The following is a 15,783-nucleotide window of genomic DNA, read 5'->3' as shown; positions in this document are numbered from 1 at the left end:
ATTAACAATAGATTTTTAAAAACTAAAAATAAAATATTAATATAAATAATTGAAAGAAATTCGTAAAGATTTGCAAAGGGAATTTGTGTGAAATAGTCGAATTAATAAGACATTATAGTTTCGAAAATTAGGAGGATTAACGATGAGTGATCAACAAAGTAGAGGCTTTCTGTTAAAGCAGCGGGCTTTCTTAAAACTATATTTATTAGATTTAATTGAACGACAAAAAGGATATGGGTTTCAAATGCTTGATGATTTGCGTAAAGAGTTTAAACAATACGGATATTCACCTACTCACTCCGAGTTATATAAATCACTCCATGAATTATATAAAGAGGGAATAGTAACGAGAGAAAAAAAGATTAAAGGTGAGCCAGGTGTGGATTTTCAAGAAATAGTCATCTATCATTTAACAGATAAAGGAAAAAAAGAAGCCGTTCTTTACAAGAAACAATTGAAAGTAGAGCTAGATCGTTGTGTTGCTTTATTAACTAAAGCCGTGAAGGATCACTATGGACCAGTGAAATAAAAAGATCAAGCTTTCTGACTATAATTCTATTAAAAAGGTTGTTCAAAGATATTTACTGAACAACCTTTTTTGCAGTGTGAAAATAATTTTTGGTATATATTTAATATTCTAAAAATTTTAAAAATTATATTTACTTTGTTTCTAAATTATCTTTTAATGAATAGAGAGCTAATATTTTCTATTACTAAATAGGGGGACAAGGATGAAAACAGTAGTAAAGAAATCATTTATAGTAATCGCTGTATTCATGTTGCTGGTTCTAGCAGCTTGTGGTGGCAGTAGCTCTGATAAGACCGATTCAAAAGGTGGAGGTAAGTCTGCCGGTCCTATCAAAGCAAAATTTGGAGTCATTTCATTTATAACGGGATCAGGTGCTGCATATGGTGAGGCTATCACTAATGGATTTAATTTAGCAGTGAAGGAAGTAAATGCTGAAGGAAAAGTGGATATTGAATTAGCAATTGAAGATTCTGCTGGCAAACAAGAGCAAGCACTATCAGCAGCGCAAAAATTAATGGCTGATGAAGACATTATTGGATTATTAGGACCAACATTAAGCACTGAAATGAACGTAGTTGCTCCTGAAGCTGACTTGAATGGAATTTCAATCATTGGTACATCTACTACTGCGGATGGTATTCCGCAAATTGGAGATTATGTTTTCAGAAACTCCATTCCAGAAGCTTTAGCTATTCCAGCTTCTATGAAAAAAGCGGTTGAAAAATATGATGCAAAGAAAGTAGCCATTATTTATGGAAATGATGACGTGTTTACAAAATCAGGCTATGACACGATGAAGAAAGAAGCAGAAGCGCAAGGTCTTGAAATTGTAGCTAAGGAAACATTCCAAAAAGGACAATCTGACTATAATGCACAATTAACAAAAATTAAAGCAAAAAAACCAGATTTAATTCTTTGTTCAGCTCTTTATAATGAAGGTGCTGTAATTATGGACCAAGCAAGAAAAATGGGCATCGATGTACCATTCGTAGGAGGTAATGGATTTAACTCGCCTCAAGTAATTGAAATTGCTGGTGAAGCATCTAATGGACTTATCGTAGCAACACCTTGGTTTGGTGAGAAAGATGACGCGAAAGTGAAAGAATTCAATGAAAAGTATAAAGAAGAATACGGTAAAGAACCAGATCAATTCGCAGCTCAAGCATATGACGCTATGAAGATTTATGCGAATGCATTAGAAAATGCAGGTGAAGCAGATCGTGAAGCATTCCGTGAGGCACTTGCCAAAACCAAAGATTTCGATGGTGTTCTTGGGAAGTTCTCTTTTGATAAAGAAGGAGATGTTGTGATGGATCCAGCAGTACTAATCATTGAAGATGGAAAATTCGAATTATTCGAATAAGTGATAGTGATATTGGATTAATAGGTTAAATTTTAAATGGACTTATTACGGACAGTATTTTTTCCTTTACTGTCCGTAATTTTGCTTAAATATGAGAACGTTTTGAGGTAGCCAGACCTCAACGAGGACAGCTGTATTAATTGAATGTGAGATCTGGCTGCCGGTTAATGTTTGGAAATGGTAATCCTCTCATTTTTTCAGCCTGTTGAACAATAAATTAAGACTAGTAAAGTTGGTAAGATGAGAAATTATTCAACAGAAGTGCTCATAAAGTCAGTTACAGCAGTATCAAATCTAAAATTAAAGGGTGAACGTAAATGCTTATCGAGCAATTAATTAATGGATTAACGTTAGGTAGCATCTATGCCATCGTAGCTCTTGGATTCACTCTAGTTTTTGGAGTGCTTGGAATTATTAATATGGCACATGGCGAGATTTTTATGGTTGGCGCATTCATTGGAGTTATGATTACAGGCGTACTAGGTTGGCCGCTTTGGGTCGCTTTTATTGTGGCGGTCGTTATTACGGCTATTATGGGATACATGCTTGAGCGTTTTGCCTTGCGTCCTTTACGAGGAAAGCAAGGCGTATCCCATTTAGCACCTCTAATTAGTACAATTGGTGTTTCAATGTTTTTGGAAAACCTTTCACATCATTTATTCGGATCTGGTAATCACCCTTTCCGAAATTCATTTTCCGAAATTCATTTCGAAATTGGCTCAATCACTATTTATTTAGTTCAAATTGGTATATTTATTATTTCAGTAGCATTAATGATGGCATTATCATATTGGCTACAAAGAACAAAAGCAGGAAAAGCTTTACGTGCCACAGCTGAAAACCTTGAAACGGCAAGTATTCTTGGCGTAGATACAAAGAAAATCATTATATTAACCGTAATTATTGCGTCGGCTATGGGTGGTATTGCTGGTATTCTCGTAGGTATGGCGTTTAATTCTGTGAACCCACAAATGGGATTATCGATTGGACTTAAAGGATTAGCAATTATTATTCTTGGAGGCATGGGCAATGTAAAAGGTGCTATGGTCGGTGGTCTATTACTCGGCTTAGCTGAAACATTCATCGTGGCATACGGGGACTCTGGATATCGTGATGCAGTTGCTTTTATCATTATTATTTTTATTTTATTACTTAGACCACAAGGTATCTTTGGTCAAAAGACAGCAACGGAAGGGAGATAGGTATTGATGGCAGATTTTCTTAATCCTTACTACTTACAAGTAGCTTCCTTTATATTAATCAATATCATACTTGGTTTAAGCGTGTACATTCCTTTATCATCGGGACAATTATCGTTAGGAAGTGCAGGTTTCATGGGAATTGGAGCTTATACCTCAGCGCTTCTTACAATTAATTACGACATGCCTATCGTGGCGGGAATTATTGCAGGAGCATTAGTAGCTGGAATATGTGGAATTATAGTTGGATTACCTTCACTTAGACTTACAGGTGTATATTTAGCAATTGCTACGCTTGGTTTCGGAGAAGTTATGCGTGTGTTTTTTCTGAATTGGGAATCTGTCACAAAAGGTGCAGTAGGTATTTCAGGTATCCCGCAAATTGGTAGAGAAATTTTTAATAAAATGCGTGAAGTAGGTTTCAGCCCATTGGATTATGGATTAAAACCAAATCAATTTGTTTATCTACTAGTATTTGTTATTTTGTTAATTATTGTAATATCGTTGATTTGGTTTTTCATTCGCCAAAGCAGCTCACGCGTTGGACGAGCATATGCTTCTATTAAAATGGATGAAAAAGCAGCTGAAGCGATGGGGATTAATATTACGTATTATAAAGTATTAGCGTTTACTCAAGGTGCAGTATTAGCAGGTTTTGCCGGAGCACTATTCGCTCATGTTATGGCTTACATAAGTCCAGCTGACTTTTCTTATCATCGGGCAGTTGAAATTCTAATATTCTCAGTGTTCGGCGGAAGTGAAGTAATTTGGGGCGCTGTATTCGGTGCAACATTTATGACGGTTTTACCAGAAGTTCTTCGCTTTATTAGTGAATATCGTTTTATGATCTACGGATTAATTTTAATTATTATGATGGCATTCCGTCCTCAAGGTTTAATCGACTCATCTGTTCTAGGCTGGTTTAAAAAGTTCAAGCCATCAAGAAGGAGGTCTACTACAAGTGGTACTAGAAATCAAAAACATCTCTAAAAATTTTGGTGGAATCTCTGCATTAACAGATGTAACATTTACGATTAATAAAGGAGAAATATATGGTTTAATTGGTCCAAATGGTGCGGGAAAAACAACGATCTTTAATGTGATAACTAATATGTATGCTCCTTCATCAGGTGAAATAAAGTTTTTTGAACAACCGATAACAGGTATAAAGCCACATAAAATTACTAACAAAGGAATTTGCAGAACATTTCAAAACATACGTCTTTTTTCGCAAATGACTGCGATTGAAAATGTTCTGGTTGGAGGACATTCTCGAAGCTCATCAGGTGTGCTAAAAAGCGTTTTTCGTACAAAGTCACAAAAATTAGAGGAAGAGAAATTGCAGGCTACTGCGGTAGAACTTCTAGACTTAGTAGGTTTATCTCAGCATCATGATATAATTGCAGAAAATCTCGCATATGGTCAGCAAAGAAGACTTGAAATTGCAAGAGCAATGGCTAGTAATCCAAAACTACTTTTATTAGATGAACCAGCTGCTGGTATGAATGAAACGGAAACGGAGAGCTTATTCGGATTAATAAAGCAAGTACAAACTAGAGGGATTACAACACTGATTATTGAACACGATATGCCGCTAGTAATGAAGCTATGCGATCGAATTACTGTACTTAATTTTGGTAAGAAACTTGCTGAAGGTACACCACAGGAAATTCAGAATAACCAAGAAGTTATTGAAGCATATCTCGGTTCTGAGGAGGATGATGATATTGCTTAAAGTTACTGGAATAGAAACGTATTATGGGAAGATTCAGGCACTTAAAGGCGTTAGTTTAGAGGTCGAACAGGGAAAAATCGTTACAATACTAGGTGCGAATGGTGCAGGAAAAACGACTACTATGAAATCAATTGCAGGTTTATTAACTCCAAAGCAAGGAAAGATAGAGTTTCTAGGAGAAAATATAACAGGCTTAAGACCAGATCAACTTCTTAAGAAAGGCATTGCATTGGTACCAGAGGGTAGAGCAATTTTATTCAGTATGACTGTGCAAGAGAATCTTGAAATGGGAGCTTATCATCGAAACGATAAAGAAATTGACAAAGATATTGAAGATGTGATGAAACATTTTCCGATATTAAAGGAAAGAAGAGATCAACTAGGTGGGACATTATCAGGCGGGCAACAACAAATGTTAGCAATAGCTCGAGCAATTCTTTCACGACCAAAATTGCTACTATTAGATGAGCCGTCAATGGGATTAGCTCCATTAATTGTAGCTGATATTTTCAAAATCATTAAACAAATAAAAGCTGATGGTACGACAGTATTACTAGTGGAACAAAATGCGAAGCAAGCTTTAAAGATTGCTGATTATGGATATGTGATGGAAACAGGTAAGGTAATAATAGAGGGTAAAGCAGATGAACTTCTTAAAGATTCTCGAATTGTAGAAGCTTATCTTGGGAAAAGAACAAGTTAATAGTATTAAATGGAGTCCGGTATTTTATTGGGCTCTATTTGATTTTCACAATATTTTTGGTTTTTATCCTTTTTTGATAGGGTAATCAAATTAATAAAAGGAGATTAAAAATGTTAAAATAAGGATTGTGATTGTATTGATAATTCTGGTGGAAGAATAGGAGAGCAAGGTGAAGAAAGTAATCTGTAAATCAAATGTAACCGTTTTTCAAAGTGAGCTTTATAAAACAAATTCGACAGTAATTCAAACAAATGATTGTATCCTAGTTGTTGACCCTACTTGGTTGCCAAGTGAAATAGAAGCAATTCAACATGATGTGTGTAATATTAAGTGTGAGAAACCTGTCTATTTACTTTTTACTCATAGTGATTATGACCATATTCTTGGATATGGTGCGTTTCCTGATGCCGTGACGATTGGAAGCGAAGTTATGAATAATAGAAGTGATAAAGCAAATATTATTGAACAAATAATAAAATTCGATCATGAGTATTATTTAGACAGAACATATTCAATAGAATATCCAACACTTCAAATCATTGTTAAACATGATAGAGAATGTTTGGTTATAGGAGATACAAAATTAACTTTTTATCATGCTAAAGGACATACTGATGATGGGATATTTGTGATAGTGGAACCATTAGGAATCTTCATCATGGGAGATTATTGTTCTGATGTAGAATTTCCTTATATTTATTCAAGTAGTAAAGATTACGAAGAAACGTTGGCTAAAATTGATTCAATTGTGAACGAGCATGCACTATCGTTGATTATTCCGGGCCATGGTACAGTTACTGAATCTGTTGAGGAATTAATGATTAGAAAGCAGCAGTCATTAAAGTATATCCAACAACTTAGAGATCGAATAGAGAAGAATACTACGGAAGAATCGTTTGCTATATTAGAATCATATCGATATCCGAAGGCAATGAGGAAATGTCATCAAAGCAATATTGATTTAATCAAAAGTGAGCTTAGTGAAGAGAAGAATTAATTCTTTTAAGAAATAGTGAATAAAGTTTGACTATTTTCAGTAGCTAATTGATTGTTGTAATTTGTTATATTAAAATACTCTTCATATATAAATCAACGTAATGGGAAGGAGCTGTTCGTGTGGATTTCTATCGCAACAGCACAGATGAGGTATTTAATGAAGTAAATGGGTCTGAAAATGGATTATCATCAGAAGAAGCAAAAGCAAGAATAGAAAAAAATGGGTACAACGAAATTAAAGGTAAAGACAAGGACCCAATATGGAAGCTGTTTTTAGAGAATTTCAAAGATCCAATGGTTATTGTTTTACTTATCGCAGCCGCTGTTCAAGTTTTATTAGGAGAAATAATTGAATCAATCATTATCTTTATCGTGTTAATTGTAAATGCAATAATCAGTGTTATCCAAACGCGGAAAGCTGAAAGCTCGCTCGACGCATTACGAGAAATGTCTGCACCAGAAGCGAAAGTGATCCGTGATGGAGAGAAGATGACCATACCCGCAAGAGAGTTAGTTGTCGGGGATATCGTACTACTAGAGGCCGGTGATTATGTACCGGCAGATGGTCGTGTTTTTGAGTCAGGTAGCTTAAAAGTAGATGAAGGAATGCTAACCGGTGAATCTGAAGCAGTTGAGAAGAACGTGAATGCAATTCATGAAGAAGTACCACTAGGCGACCGTCGAAATATGGTGTTCAGTGGAGCAATGGTTGTATATGGCCGTGGTACAGTTGTTGTAACGGGAACGGCAGAAGATACAGAAATAGGGAAAATTGCTGGTTTACTTGAAAGTGCAGAAGCAAAACAAACACCGCTACAAAGAAAGCTCGACAGTTTCAGTAAGAAACTTGGTATTGTAATTTTGCTACTTTGTATCATGATTTTTGCTATTGAAGTAGGTCGCGTATGGTTTTCTGGTGATACAGTAGATATGACGACATCTGTTTTGAATGCACTCATGTTTGCAGTTGCTGTAGCAGTTGCTGCGATACCTGAAGCACTATCCTCAATCGTAACGATTGTACTAGCTGTCGGAACGAATAAAATGGCGAAACAACATGCGATTATTCGAAAACTTCCAGCAGTCGAAACACTTGGATCGACATCTGTGATATGTACGGATAAAACCGGTACGTTAACACAAAACAAGATGACAGTAGTTGATTATTATTTGCCTCATGGAACTAAGGAAGAATTTCCTGATGACCCAAGTGTTTGGTCTGACGCAGAACGTACGTTAATTCATATTGCTGTACTTTGTAATGATTCTCACATTAATGAAGAAGGCAAAGAACTTGGTGATCCAACTGAAGTAGCTCTAATTGCTTTTAGTAATCGAAAGAATAAGAACTATAAAGAAATTCGTGATGCTTTCCAAAGGGAAGCAGAAATTCCATTTGATTCTGATCGTAAGCTAATGTCTACTGTACATACTTTTAACAATAAAAAAACATTACTAGTAAAAGGTGGACCTGACGTAATGTTTGCACGTTGTAAGTATGTACTAATGAATGGAAAAGAAGAGGATTTAACGAAAGATATTCTTGATCAATTATTTAAAGCTAATGAAGATTTCTCAAATAAAGCACTTCGAGTTTTAGCTTATGGTTATAAACGATTACCAAACGATCAAACTAATATAGGATTAGAAGATGAATATGATCTTGTATTAGTTGGTTTAACAGCGATGATTGATCCACCTCGTGAAGCAGTTTATGCGTCTATTGAAGAGTCTAAAAAAGCGGGCATACGAACTGTTATGATTACCGGTGATCATAAAACTACAGCTCAAGCTATTGGTCGTGATATCGGTTTAATGGATGAAAATGATATAGCGGTGACAGGGCAAGAACTGGATGCTATGTCTGAAGATGAACTTGATCAAAAACTGGAGAATATCGCTGTTTATGCACGTGTTTCACCTGAAAATAAAATTCGCATTGTTCGTGCGTGGCAAAAGAAAGGTAAAATCACTTCGATGACAGGAGATGGAGTAAATGACGCTCCAGCTCTAAAACAAGCCGATATTGGTGTGGCGATGGGAAGCGGTACAGATGTAGCGAAGGATGCGGCAGCTATGATCCTAACGGATGATAATTTCGTATCCATTGTAAATGCTGTTGGTGTTGGTCGGACAGTATTCGATAATATTAAGAAATCAATCGCATACTTATTTGCTGGCAATTTAGGTGCGATTATTGCTATATTGGTTGCTCTTGTATTGAATTGGGCAAACCCATTTACGGCGCTTCAACTTTTGTTTATTAATTTAGTAAATGACTCGCTACCAGCTATTGCACTTGGCATGGAGAAGGCTGAACCAGATGTTATGAAACGTAAACCGAGAGACATTAATGAAGGTATATTTGCTGGTGGAACGATGCAAGCGGTTATAATGCGGGGTCTTCTAATCGGGGTAGCTGTTATTATTTCGCAGTATATCGGATTACAGCAATCTGCTGAAATTAGTGTGGCTATGGCCTTTACAACGTTAATTTTAGCTCGTACATTCCAAACTTTTGCTGCACGGTCAACTACACATACGTCTTTCCAGATTGGGTTCTTTAGTAATAAATATGTGATTGGTGCAGTAGGTATTTGCCTATTGTTATATACAATTACAGTATTACCAGGTGCCCGTGATGTTTTCTCTATTCCAGCAACATTTGGTATGGATGAATGGATCATTGCAGCAGGTCTTGCAATCGGAGTAGTTATTATTATGGAACTTGGAAAACTAATATTACGTATGTTTAAAAAATAAAGATCATAATTAAAAAATTGTATCGTTTTTTTTAGCGATGCAATTTTTTTGTCATTACATACTTGCTATTTTTTTGAGAAAGATACAATATTAGAACGGACAGTATTTAAGGAAGTAGGGATTTTTTTTGCCAGATTTTAAATCAATAGGGATTTCAAATAGACATGTACAGAAATTAAAGGAAATGAATATTAAAGAACCAACACCGATCCAAGAACAAGCTATTCCGGCTATTTTACAAGGTAAAGATGTCATTGCTCAGGCGCAAACGGGCACAGGGAAAACATTTGCTTTTATACTACCGATTCTTGAAGGAATTGATTGTGAAGTAGATCAAATTCAAGCATTAATTGTTACTCCTACACGAGAATTAGCTATTCAAATAACAAATGAAGTAGAGAAGTTAAGCGATGCAACGAGTGGTATAAATGTTTTAGCCATTTATGGTGGTCAAGATGTAGAAAAACAATTAAAAAAATTAAAACGAAATGTTCAAATTGTCGTTGCAACACCAGGAAGACTAATTGATCACCTACAAAGACAAACGGTGGATTTACAAGGAGTATCGTATTTGGTTCTTGATGAAGCAGATCAAATGCTACTAACTGGTTTCCAAAACGAAGTAGATACGATTATAAGAAATACATCGATGACACGACAAACGCTGCTTTTCTCAGCTACCATTTCTGATGATGTACAAAAACTAGCGCAAAAACATTTACGTAATCCACAATCCATTCAAATTGAAAAGAAACAAGGTCCAGCTGAAAATGTTGAACAATTAGCGATCCACTTATCTGATCGAGCTAAACAATCTGTATTGATTGAATTAGTTGAAAAGCATCGACCATTTCTAGCAGTTATTTTCTGCCGAACAAAACGCCGAGTAAGCAAACTATACGGTGAATTGAAGAGTCATGGATTCGCGTGCGATGAATTACATAGTGATATCTCTCAGGCAAAAAGAGAACGTGTCATGAAGCAGTTTAGAACAGCTAAATTACAGCTCTTAGTTGCAACGGATGTTGCTGCAAGAGGGCTGGATGTAGAAGGTATTACCCACGTATATAACTACGATATTCCTGAGGATTCCGAAAGCTATGTCCATCGTATAGGACGAACGGGGCGAGCGGGAATGGATGGTTTGGCCGTTACTTTTTATACAAATGATGATGTAGATTTGTTGAAAAGTATAGAAGAAGAATTACAAATCATCATTCCGAAACAACAACATGAATCATGTAACGAAAAGCAAACATATCAAGAATCTGATGATTCAAAACCGAAAAGAAAGAAGCATTATTCTCGAAAAGTAAATTAAAATTATAAGAGATAATGAAAATATAAAAAAACGGTAACTTCACTAATAGGAGCTACCGCTTTTTTTATGTGCTGTAAATAGTAAGGTTTTCTTTGTTTGAGATGAAATGAATACGCCAACTATAACAATCATTCCACCAACAATTTGATACCACATTAATACTTCGTCTGTAAATAATGGTGCAAAAATTGCTGAAAAGATAGGAAGAAGATTTAAATATATACCTGCTTTTGCAGCACCAACTAATGGTACACCAATATTCCAGGATAAAAAGGCTACAATTGATGCTAAAAATCNNGTACGGAAGGGTCCGTTATTTCTGCTAAACTTAATGGAAAGAGCATAAATATACCAAAGAAGATTGTCACATAAAACGTAGTATACGTTGGCAATACTGTAGAATATTTTTTTACAAGAATGGAATAAAGCGCCCAAAAGAATACTGCTAGTATGACAAGCAAATCCCCCTTATTAAAAGCAAAAGAGGTTAAGTTAGTAAGCGATCCTTTCGATAAAGTGAACATAATCCCAGCTACAGAAAAAACAATACCAATCATTTGAGCTGTATTTATTCTTTCTGAAAGAATAATAATAGATAAGATAGCAATGAAAATAGGTGTTATAGAATTAATAACAGCTGCATTAATCGATGTTGTCCAGTGCAAGGAAAAGTAAATTAGTGTATTGTAGCCAGCTACACCTGTAAATGATAGTAATAGAATGATCCATTTGTACTTCCAGAATAAAGAGCGTTCTTTTAAAAATCCTTTGTACATAAATGGAGTTAGAATAAGAAATGCAATGAACCAGCGTAACAATGAAAAGGTGAATGGAGGGAAAAATTCCTTTCCAATATTACCAACAACAAAGTTTCCTCCCCAAATAAGATTCGCTATCACAAGAAGTAAATATGGATATTTGTCTTTCATCTTTCGTCACCTTTGTCTAGTAAATTTTCTCAACGAATATAATACTCTTTATATTAAGATTAGTGGTAACCCTTGTAAACTCTTTTTTTGCTATTTTTCAAATATTTAGCATTATATTGAATTTTTAGATAACAATTTGTATTTCAAGCCGGAATCATATAAAATTAATTTGTAAATATAAACAATAAAAGATTTTATTAACAATTTGGAAGGGGAAAAAATATGGTTGTAAACGTGAAAGATACAGTGAAATTGCCGGTTATTATGGCACCAATGTTTCTAGTTTCAAGTCCTAAAATGGTTATCGAGGGTTGCAAAGCAGGAGTCATTGGTTCCTTTCCGTTATTAAATGCACGAACAAATGCAGACTTAGAGCAATGGTTAGAACAAATTACTACTGAGCTTGCAGACTATAACGCTCAATCACCTACAAATCAAGCTGCACCTTGGGCAGTAAATTTTATTTCGCATAGCTCAAATCATAGATTTGAAGAAGATCTTCAACTAATTCAAAAGTATCAACCTCCAATTGTTATTTCTTCTTTAGGTGATCCAAGCCCTGTTGTTTCTGTCGTTCATTCATATGGAGGACTTGTTTTTTCAGATGTAATTAATATTTTTTTCGCTAAAAAGGCAGCTGAAAAAGGTGTTGATGGTTTGATTTTAGTGTGTAATGGAGCAGGAGGACATGCAGGTACTTTAAATCCGATGGCATTCATTGGTGGTGTTAAAGAATTCTGGACTGGTTATACGATACTCTCTGGTTGTATTTCTAATGGTAAAGATGTTCTAGCAGCAGAAGTACTTGGCGCTGACTTCGCCTTTATGGGTACACGTTTTATTCCTGCACATGAAAGTTTAGCAAGCGAAGATTATGAGAATATGTTAATTGAATCCACTATGGATGATTTAATTTATACCGATGCATTTAGTGGTGTAAATGCAAACTACTTAAAACCAAGTATCGTTAAAGCAGGATTAGATCCTAATAATCTAGTCAAAAAAGGAGATATGAGTTTTTCAAAAGAAAAACGCAATGCAAAAGCATGGAAGGACATTTGGTCAGCTGGTCAAGGTGTTCATTCTATTAAGAAAACACAGTCAACAGTTGAGATTATTGAAGAATTGCAAGAATCATATAATGAAGCCAAAAACAAACTTTTTGTAACACAATAATAAACGCTAATGCGAAAGCAAAAAATAAGGGATTCCAAGGGAGGAGTTCCTTATTTTTTGCTTTGTGTAGATGGGAAGAGATAATAAGAGAATGGTTTTTTATTGTGATTCTTTTTAGCTGCGCTTACTTAAGACAATTTTTCTATACATACCATTAAACATTATTGGAAGGTCTTCTTCTATTTTTAAATCCTCCTTATGATTTTGAAAAGCCTTTTCGAAAATCAAACTAATATCAGTTCCAAAAAGTTTAATAGTTGATGCCAAGATTCTTTTCGGAAATGAAGGTTTTATATTAGGAGAAGCGAATTTATCAAAAATAACCATTNNCTTTAATACTCTTTTCATTTCTTGAAGGCAAAGATTTGGATTGGGTACTACTGATAATATTAAACTAGCAATAACATAATCAAACTCTTCATTTTCAAATGCCATGTTTTGAGCATCCATCTCTAAAAATATAATTGGTTTGTTAACAAATTTTAGCTTTGCTTTTTTTAGCATATGTGGTGAGAAATCTATTGCAGTTATATCTAATTTTAAATTCATTATTAGTTCTAAATCTGCACCAGTTCCAACACCTACAAATAAAACTTTTTGACCCTGTTTAAATGAAATATTTTGAAATACTTGTTTTCGAGCTTTCAGAAAGATGCCTGAATTAAAAAATTGATCATAGAATGGTGACCACATATTATAAATATTTTTGTTCCAAGAATTATTCATTGTACTTCCTCCAATTATTTCGAAGTGTGAGAGTGAAAATTCTGTATGTTTATAACTTGTCATATGTACACATAAACATATAATGAGTTTTGAAAATTGTAAACCTTTTAATTAAAGCTTTTTTGCTATCCAATCTTTATTTTACAAATTAGATGTATTTTGGGGTGAAAATATTTTTATAGTAATGAAGTCTTTTTGTTGGACTGTTACGGTAATTTTAATTATACTGATTTATGTATTAATAATTCATACGGTTTTAAGGGATAATGAGATATTTAATGAAAGCCTTTTCATAAAGCTTGTTTATTGATATCATTGTGTTTACATATGTGTTAATTGTCTTTCATTAAGATCAAAACAAAATGGGATTAAAGCGGTCGAGTTAAAAATAGGGGTATTTTTATATTACAGACAAATAATATTTATGGTGTAATTCCAATTCTGCACATATATTGTTTAAACTTGATAGAGATTTGAATAGATCTTTTGGGATTGTTGAGTTAGCAAACAATATTTTTTTCTTAATTACATTCATAAAGTTAAAAGAGGGAGTCGCATTCGGCTTCCTCTTTTACTTTTGAATAGATTTAGTATAATAGATGTATTATCACTGATGTGGAGGGTAAAGGGATTGCCAGAAATACCTAATGGACAACGGTTATTAAAACTGAGAGATATTTTACTAGAAGAAACAGATGAGAATAATGAATTAGGAATTAATGAGATTATTGATAAGCTGAAAGCAACGTACGGGACAGATTTTCATGTGGATCGTCGATCAATAAAAAGGGACTTGGAAATGCTCCATAATGAAGGATTTGAAATCATCGAAAATGCAGGTAAATTTGGTAAAGTTTTATATAGTCATCAAGAACGCTTATTTGAAACATATCAATTACGACTGTTGATTGACCCAATTCTTTCAGCTCGTTTTATCACTGGAGAAGAGAAGAATGCCATCGTAAATAACATTAAGAAATTAACGAGTAAGCACCTTGCTAAATCTCTACCAGATCCTATTCATTATAACCAATCTATTAATGAAGATTATCAATTAATTAAATTACATATCGATAAGATTCATCACGCGATAAAAAATAATGTAAAGCTTACTTTTCAATATGGCGAATATAATATCGATAAACAGTTTTGCTTGCGAAAAAGTGGAGCTAGGTATGAGTTAAAGCCTTATGCTTTAATATGGGAATCTGATTTTTATTATTTGATTGGTGAACATGTTAGACACGAGAACTTGAGTCATTATCGTTTAGATCGAATGAGGAATGTTGAGACAACTACTGAAAAATTTCTTAAAAAACCGTTAAATGTTAGTGAATACGTGCAAAGCACGTTCCAAATGTTTGGTGGTGAGGAACAGTGGATAAAAATTCAATTTTTTGATACTGGATTAATTAATCCGGTTATTGATAAATTGGGTTTGCATATTGATATGAAAAATCAGGATGATAATTCATTTATTATTGCTACGAAGGTTAAGCTTAGCAAAGGTTTAATTAATTGGATTATTAGCTGGGGAGATCAGGCAAAGGTTATTTCGCCATCTTTTCTAGTAGATGAAATTAAAGGAATTGCCAAGAACATGGCATCCATTTATGAAGAGTAACAAAATTTTATTAATATAATGATAGAAATCAGGACTACTCTAAAAGTAACATTTTGTTACTTTTAGAGTAGTCTTTTTTCATTAACATCCATTTAAAATGTTATTAATTGAAATGGATTTAATAAACATTCTTTTTGATTTTCAAATATTATGGTGAAATATTCGCCTATAGCTTTCTTTTGGGTTGCTTTCTAAGGGTAATAATGAGTATAGTAGAAAGCAGATTGAAAAAAGTTTGTAAGTAGAAATAGGGGTCATTTGTAATGAGAAAGTTCAAAAAAATTTATGTTGAAATAACAAATATATGTAATTTAACGTGCAATTTTTGCCCGAGTTCCAGTTTAAGTAGAACAAAGAAGCTAATGAAAGAAGAGTCATTTGCTCATATTTTAAAAGAAATTAAACCTTATACCGATCATATTTATTTTCATTTAATGGGTGAGCCATTTTTAAATAAGAATGTCGATCTTTTTCTTGACTTAGCAGCTGAATCTGGTTTAAAGGTTAATATTACAACAAATGGTACATTGATTAATAAGGTGAAAGAAAAGTTATTACCTAAAAAAGCGCTTCGTCAAGTAAATATCTCTCTTCACAGTTTCGAAGCAAATGATATCAATAAAGATTTAGACACATATATTAGTGATATTGCTGATTTCATAAATGAAGCCAATAATCAAAGTGAAATTATTTCTGCGATTCGTCTATGGAATATGGAT

Annotated in this window: 14 protein-coding genes and 1 pseudogene; 12 read left to right on the top strand and 3 right to left on the bottom strand. The window is 34.0% G+C overall.

Going from position 1 to position 15,783, the window contains the following annotated elements:
* Positions 1–142: 142 nt before the first annotated feature.
* The 9 genes from V7014_RS02165 (at position 143) to V7014_RS02125 (ending at position 10,609) form a co-directional block, all read left to right on the top strand.
* Positions 143–529 (top strand): helix-turn-helix transcriptional regulator, encoded by a 387-nt coding sequence (locus V7014_RS02165; RefSeq protein WP_335503725.1) that lies wholly within the window; start codon positions 143–145, stop codon positions 527–529.
* A gap of 202 nt (positions 530–731) precedes the next feature.
* Complete coding sequence (locus V7014_RS02160; protein WP_335503723.1) at positions 732–1,892, top strand: ABC transporter substrate-binding protein; 1,161 nt, start codon at positions 732–734, stop codon at positions 1,890–1,892.
* Between the two features lie 317 nt (positions 1,893–2,209).
* On the top strand, positions 2,210–3,094 hold the full coding sequence (locus tag V7014_RS02155) for a branched-chain amino acid ABC transporter permease (protein WP_335503721.1): 885 nt from the start codon (positions 2,210–2,212) through the stop codon (positions 3,092–3,094).
* Between the two features lie 3 nt (positions 3,095–3,097).
* A complete protein-coding gene (locus tag V7014_RS02150; RefSeq protein WP_335503719.1) occupies positions 3,098–4,081 on the top strand; it encodes a branched-chain amino acid ABC transporter permease in 984 nt (327 codons plus the stop codon).
* Positions 4,053–4,826: an ABC transporter ATP-binding protein gene (locus tag V7014_RS02145; protein ID WP_335503717.1), complete on the top strand. Its 774-nt coding sequence runs from the start codon at positions 4,053–4,055 to the stop codon at positions 4,824–4,826. The genes V7014_RS02150 and V7014_RS02145 overlap by 29 nt, the downstream gene beginning before the upstream one ends.
* Positions 4,819–5,529: an ABC transporter ATP-binding protein gene (locus V7014_RS02140; protein WP_335503715.1), complete on the top strand. Its 711-nt coding sequence runs from the start codon at positions 4,819–4,821 to the stop codon at positions 5,527–5,529. The genes V7014_RS02145 and V7014_RS02140 overlap by 8 nt, the downstream gene beginning before the upstream one ends.
* Before the next feature lie 169 nt (positions 5,530–5,698).
* Entirely contained in the window at positions 5,699–6,526 is an 828-nt protein-coding gene (locus V7014_RS02135; protein ID WP_335503712.1) for an MBL fold metallo-hydrolase, read from the top strand.
* 119 nt (positions 6,527–6,645) lie between these two features.
* Complete coding sequence (locus V7014_RS02130) at positions 6,646–9,288, top strand: cation-translocating P-type ATPase (RefSeq protein WP_335503711.1); 2,643 nt, start codon at positions 6,646–6,648, stop codon at positions 9,286–9,288.
* A 127-nt stretch (positions 9,289–9,415) separates the two neighbouring features.
* Positions 9,416–10,609, top strand: a complete 1,194-nt coding sequence (locus V7014_RS02125; RefSeq protein ID WP_335503708.1) for a DEAD/DEAH box helicase — start codon at positions 9,416–9,418, stop codon at positions 10,607–10,609.
* 159 nt (positions 10,610–10,768) lie between these two features.
* On the opposite strand, the pseudogene V7014_RS02120 reads toward V7014_RS02125, so the two are convergent.
* Together V7014_RS02120 and V7014_RS02115 are read right to left on the bottom strand one after the other, a co-directional pair.
* A pseudogene (locus V7014_RS02120) lies at positions 10,769–10,867 on the bottom strand (DMT family transporter); the annotation flags it as partial.
* Positions 10,868–10,896: 29 nt separating this feature from the next.
* Positions 10,897–11,538: a DMT family transporter gene (locus V7014_RS02115; RefSeq protein ID WP_335503705.1), complete on the bottom strand. Its 642-nt coding sequence runs from the start codon at positions 11,536–11,538 to the stop codon at positions 10,897–10,899.
* 222 nt (positions 11,539–11,760) lie between these two features.
* Between V7014_RS02115 and V7014_RS02110 the strand changes: the two genes are divergently transcribed.
* Positions 11,761–12,714 carry an NAD(P)H-dependent flavin oxidoreductase gene (locus tag V7014_RS02110; protein WP_335503702.1) on the top strand — a complete coding sequence of 318 codons (954 nt, stop codon included), beginning with the start codon at positions 11,761–11,763 and terminating at the stop codon, positions 12,712–12,714.
* A gap of 114 nt (positions 12,715–12,828) precedes the next feature.
* Here V7014_RS02110 and V7014_RS02105 read toward each other — a convergent pair whose 3' ends face one another.
* On the bottom strand, positions 12,829–13,440 hold the full coding sequence (locus V7014_RS02105; RefSeq protein WP_335503699.1) for a class I SAM-dependent methyltransferase: 612 nt from the start codon (positions 13,438–13,440) through the stop codon (positions 12,829–12,831).
* Positions 13,441–14,071: 631 nt separating this feature from the next.
* On the opposite strand from V7014_RS02105, the gene V7014_RS02100 reads away from it, so the two are divergent.
* The gene (locus V7014_RS02100; RefSeq protein WP_335503696.1) at positions 14,072–15,064 is read left to right on the top strand and encodes a helix-turn-helix transcriptional regulator; all 993 of its coding nucleotides are present in this window, start codon (positions 14,072–14,074) and stop codon (positions 15,062–15,064) included.
* Positions 15,065–15,327: 263 nt separating this feature from the next.
* Positions 15,328–15,783: radical SAM protein (locus V7014_RS02095; RefSeq protein ID WP_335503693.1), on the top strand; the 456-nt coding region annotated here is incomplete at its 3' end.

The sequence above is a fragment of the Bacillus sp. JJ722 genome (assembly GCF_036963345.1).
Lineage (GTDB): Bacteria > Bacillota > Bacilli > Bacillales > DSM-1321 > Bacillus_AD.
This window is presented reverse-complemented; position numbering and strand designations above follow the sequence as displayed.

What these genes read in the sequence shown, in the direction of transcription:
- V7014_RS02110 (WP_335503702.1), top strand. Translation starts at nt 11,761, where the DNA reads ATGGTTGTAAACGTGAAAGATACAGTGAAATTGCCGGTTATTATGGCA.
- V7014_RS02165 (WP_335503725.1), top strand. Translation starts at nt 143, where the DNA reads ATGAGTGATCAACAAAGTAGAGGCTTTCTGTTAAAGCAGCGGGCTTTC.
- V7014_RS02155 (WP_335503721.1), top strand. Translation starts at nt 2,210, where the DNA reads ATGCTTATCGAGCAATTAATTAATGGATTAACGTTAGGTAGCATCTAT.
- V7014_RS02160 (WP_335503723.1), top strand. Translation starts at nt 732, where the DNA reads ATGAAAACAGTAGTAAAGAAATCATTTATAGTAATCGCTGTATTCATG.